Raw genomic sequence first — 4,738 nt, 5'->3', positions numbered from 1 at the left:
TTGGAACACGCGCCGCGGAAACCAACTTGGCCAGCGTTTACAAACAAACGCACCAACAGGCCGGACATATGAGCGCAAGCGATCCGATCAAATTATCCCTCTCAACCCTTGTAAGAAGGAGGCCGTCCACATATGCCATTCAGAGCAACTGCGGAAAGCCTTTCCTACGCTTGCTTGCACGCGGCACAAACGTTGCTTACAGTCGTCCTCGGGTCAGGGGAGGATTTGGATGAGTTTTCTTAAAGTTTTCGCCACATTGGCATCCATTGCAATCTTAGCACCAGTATCAGCAATCAACGCGCACGATAGCACCGAGCATACACTCGAAGCAGCGAGAGTGGATGCCATGCAAGAGACAACACTCGGTTTTCTCGCAACCCTTACCGATGAACAGCGTGCAATCGTCATGGCTTCGCTTGAAGACAGCACCACCCGAACCAATTGGTCGAACCTCCCGGTGAGCATGGCGCCACGCTCCGGCATGGCAGTCGCTGAAATGACCGTGGCGCAACGGCGCGCGTTCCATGCGATGCTGGCTTCGGCCTTTTCCAGCCAAGGTTATCTCAAGACGACAACGAGCTTTTGGCACGAGGACGTCTTGCAAGAGATAGTAGCCAATATGATTGCCGCAATGCCTGATGGAGATCCACGCAAGGCCCGATCGCTAGCGATCATAGAAAACTATGACAGTGAGAAGTTCTTTGTCTCTGTTTTTAGCGATCCCAACTCCAAGGATTGGGGTTGGACCGTCACCGGGCATCACTATGCCGCCAACTTTACAGTTGCGGATGGCAAGATCGCTTTCATGCCCCTCTTCCTTGGGGCTAATCCCCAGATCGTGCCGGAAGGTCGTTACGCTGGCTGGAGGATTCTGCAGCATGAAGCTGATCGCGCGTTTGCGCTGATAAAATCATTGGAAACATCGCAGCTCCAAGCGGCGGTTGTCTCGGACGCGGTGGATGATGATGTCTTTGCCGGGCCTGGAAACAGTGGAGCACTTGATGAACCCGTTGGAATTAGGGCCTCCAGTCTTGACCCGCTTCAGCTTCGCTTACTTAATGGCGTTATCGATGAGTATCTTGGCGATGCATCAGATGAAGCAGCTGCGCGCCAAAGCCAAGCGATTGAGGACGACGGCCTCGACACGCTCTATTTTGCTTGGTGGGGGCCAACCGATAATCCTGCGGCACGCTACATGTTTCGTGTCCACGGACCATCTATTCTGATCGATTATGTGCGAGAGAGATCAGCGGATGGCGGCTACAATCATGTCCATTCAATCGCACGTGATCCATCAAACGACTACGGAGCTGAATGGTTGAAGATCCACTACGAAGAAGCGCATCGAGAGTAAGCCGTTCAGGTGTCCGCTATGGTAAGGACTATTTGCGGCAACATTTGGAAAGTCATGCCTATTAAGTTTGGCGCGGTGATCCAGTTGTCAGTGGGGAAAGTTGCAGTGTCGTATAAAAACTATTTGAAGAGGCCCTATGTCTTAGCATCTGTTTGGGTTGCAATTTTCACCATCGCTGGTTTCTGGGTGAGCTATTACAGCAGATTGCCATTTGGCGTGTCCGATCACGGTCTGGTCACGCATCTCCACGCAGTCGTCTTTACCGGCTGGCTGGTTCTGCTTATCGTGCAGACAGTCTTAGCCGCTCAGGGCAAGATCAAGCAACATATGGCTTTGGGTACGGTTGGCATTTACTGGGGTTGCGCGCTGATTGTTATGGGTCTGTGGATTGCGTTGCAGTCATTCCAGCATGACATATTATTGCAAGGTATGGATGCTGCGAGCAGAGGGCTCGCCTTTCCGCTGTTTGATATGCTCCTGTTTACACCCGCTTTTGCACTTGCGATCTCTTTTCGGAAAACGCCGAGATACCATAAAAGGTTGATGCTTGTTGCTGTAACCGTGATGCTTGTTGCACCGGGGGCACGGTTGTTGGGGGTGCTGGATAAATTTTCTGACTCACTGCTTCTATTTTTATGGCTGCTGCCACTAATTTTTGCCCAAGTTTCAGATTTGTGGCGACGCAAGGGGTTAAGCCCCATTTATCTCACGGCGATGTGATCAAAATTCCGCTCTCCTATTTTGGACGTCTCGCAATCCGTGAAACCGAGCCATGGGCGACGTTCACGCAAAGCCTTGCGAATATTTTGAGTTAATTTCCTGAGTAAACCGCTGATTTCATGCAGAGTTTCGATCAGCCAATTGTTTCGAGACAGTTCTCAGGACTGTTCAGAACCGGAACGACCGCTAGTGGGTCGCTAGCTGCCCGTCCGCTAACAGGGACATGGACCAACCTGCAAGAACAAGAATTCCGACCATCAGCGGCCAGCGGGGATCGAGGTGTCGCCTCCCCCGCGGAACCGCATTTACTCTTCGGATCTTGCGATAGCTTCCAGAGCCGCAATATCAATCCGATCGAGAGCAGCGCGCAAATCCTCGATCGAGTTGGCAGAACCATCGGCTTGCAAATTGAAACGTTCACCCACGATCATTCCGTAACGGCCATCCTTGCGCGCGCTATCGAAACGGATTGTCGTAAGGCGGCCGTCGATCTGTCCCATTTTTTCGATCACGCTTCCGTTCTGGCTTTCGGACTCCATGTTCATGGCATTGCCCATTGCTGCGATACTTCCGGCGACGCCGATGTCGCTAATTGTCAATTCGATCCGATTGTTGCCCTCGCCATAGCTGGCCGATGCACTGGATGTTCCCATTCCGCCAATCGACGTGCCGCTGGTTTTCAAATTGGACTGAACCAAACCGCCGGGCAGCGCCGCTGGCAGCATCGCGGCGAGGCGTTGGGGAGGCACCGCTGTAGCCTTGCCGCTTTGCGCTCTTTCATTGGCCACAGCCATTTTTTCGCCTGCTTCTTCAAGCTTGCTCAGATCGAACGATCCGACTCCAGGTACATTCACGCTACCGGAAAGCCTATCGTCACTGGCGTCCGGCACGGTGCTGGTCCAGAGCATGAGCGGGGCTAGAACAAGGCTGAAAATCATCCCCGCGATCGCTCCGACAACGACGATAGCCACGGTATAAATGAGGGCCTTGTCGTCCGGCGCCTTCATCATGATCGGGATGCCTACATAGAGTAGATACAATCCATATAGTCCAAGAAGGGTGAGCATTCCGAGACCCGGGACAAGCTGAAAAATCGCGGCAACCCATGCAGCGGTTGCGCTATATGCAGCCAGCTTGAAAGCATTGTTCCGATTCGCAGTGCCGCCAAAACGGGTAGCCAGAAAGTCGATCACCAACGCCATCAGGAAGACGCCGATCAGAGTGAATATGTAGCTCACGACTGCGGACGAAAGGGACGACAAAAAAGACGGCCGGTGGGTAATTCCGAAGAAACTATTGCCGAAAACGACGGCGTGAATGAAGGCGGCAACTGGTCCGATCGCAGCCAGCGGAATGACGTAGGATTTATAGATATCAACGATGCTTGCCGCTTCACCTTCGATAACCGGCCATTCTTGGCGAGGTTGCAACAATATGGCTTTCGCCCGGTTCAACAATGATGCGCCGTTTTTTTCTTCGTTCATCTAACTACCCCTAAATTTTAGCTGATTACGACCCAAGGCACAAATTGGCTGGAAAACCCGCCAAAGTAAAAGAAATTTTTTCCGTGGCTTATGAGATGAACGCAGCCAGTTGGCATTGGCCTCTGCGAAATCCGAGAAGGGAATCAGCTTCTGGGCCGCTTCACGCCAAAGGATTGCATTCTGAACTGTCCCAGTCCGAGCAGCGAAAAGGGGAGGCTGAACTCAGGCTCGTCACAGGGCAAAATGGTCATCATGCCTCATCGCCCGCTTGCGCGAAGCACAAAGCGGACGATCCGCAAACTGCTGAATGCCCGATTGTGGGTGGATTCTTGCCGTTTGACTTAAAAGCCGATGCCTACTCGCCGACGCGGTGCCAACCGACAGCTAATGCTGCTCCATCTTCTACTAACATCCCTACACCACGAGCCTTAATTTCACCGTCAACTCGCCAGATCACGTCAAAGAATGTGCCGGCCTGCACAATTTCCAGATCATATTCGTCGGAAAACTTCCCATCCTCGAAGAAATAGCGAACATGATAGGTTCCCTCGAATCCCTCATTTGGCCCGCCCGTCGCCAGGCCGGGGCCAAAATATCGATTTTGATAATTCCAGCGAGCTATCAATGTCCCCGGGTTTGTCGTCTTGGTATATAGGACAAATCCTATATTTTCAGGACTTGGCTCTTGGGTCTGAGCAGCCACCGGCGTGACCAGCGTCGCAATAACCATCGCAATCGAAGCTAGCGCAGCGCGCAATCCTCTCAACTTGTGCAAGCATTTTCTCCCTTGTCCTAAGGCTGCACCATCTAACAAATTATCGCAATGTCAGCAAATAGGTCGAAAACGGTCTTGCGCCGTTCGGATAGGAAATGTCAGTTTTTCACCGCTGGCACGGGCATATTTTTTCACCACGAGGGCGGAACTGACGATTTCCAGTGCTCTGAAACCTCTTGCCCCTCACTGCAGGAGCTTTTGTCCCGCTACATCCGCGACAAGAATGCTGTCCATATCATGAGCTGACGGGGCGGGATCGCCCCGGCCTTTCGTTCATGTAAATGGCCTATAACATGAACGATAGCTGTCGAGTCAGTTCAGTCTCCACTCAAGCCGAATCATCTAGAAGGGCTTTGCAAGCTCGGGAAAAGGTTTCGGGCAGTGTGAAAGGAAAGTGGACATGAA

The 4,738-nt window shown here is 52.3% G+C and carries 4 protein-coding genes; 2 read left to right on the top strand and 2 right to left on the bottom strand.

What is annotated here, in order from left to right; genetic code table 11:
- Positions 1 to 229 precede the first annotated feature (229 nt).
- Both ACEW8J_RS15155 and ACEW8J_RS15150 read left to right on the top strand, forming a co-directional pair.
- Positions 230 to 1,354, top strand: a complete 1,125-nt coding sequence (locus ACEW8J_RS15155) for a DUF3500 domain-containing protein (RefSeq protein WP_373492479.1) — start codon at positions 230 to 232, stop codon at positions 1,352 to 1,354.
- Between the two features lie 54 nt (positions 1,355 to 1,408).
- Positions 1,409 to 2,074, top strand: coding sequence for a hypothetical protein (locus tag ACEW8J_RS15150; protein ID WP_373492478.1), 666 nt, complete (start codon positions 1,409 to 1,411; stop codon positions 2,072 to 2,074).
- A 305-nt stretch (positions 2,075 to 2,379) separates the two neighbouring features.
- On the opposite strand, the gene ACEW8J_RS15145 is transcribed toward ACEW8J_RS15150, so the two are convergent.
- Both ACEW8J_RS15145 and ACEW8J_RS15140 read right to left on the bottom strand, forming a co-directional pair.
- Complete coding sequence (locus ACEW8J_RS15145) at positions 2,380 to 3,558, bottom strand: Yip1 family protein (RefSeq protein ID WP_373492477.1); 1,179 nt, start codon at positions 3,556 to 3,558, stop codon at positions 2,380 to 2,382.
- 355 nt (positions 3,559 to 3,913) lie between these two features.
- Positions 3,914 to 4,333, bottom strand: coding sequence for a hypothetical protein (locus ACEW8J_RS15140; RefSeq protein WP_373492476.1), 420 nt, complete (start codon positions 4,331 to 4,333; stop codon positions 3,914 to 3,916).
- Positions 4,334 to 4,738 lie beyond the last annotated feature (405 nt).

The organism is Parasphingorhabdus sp. (assembly GCF_041748495.1).
Taxonomy (GTDB): domain Bacteria; phylum Pseudomonadota; class Alphaproteobacteria; order Sphingomonadales; family Sphingomonadaceae; genus Parasphingorhabdus.
The sequence above is the reverse complement of the archived record's forward strand: the minus strand, read 5'-3'. Positions and strand labels throughout refer to the sequence as shown.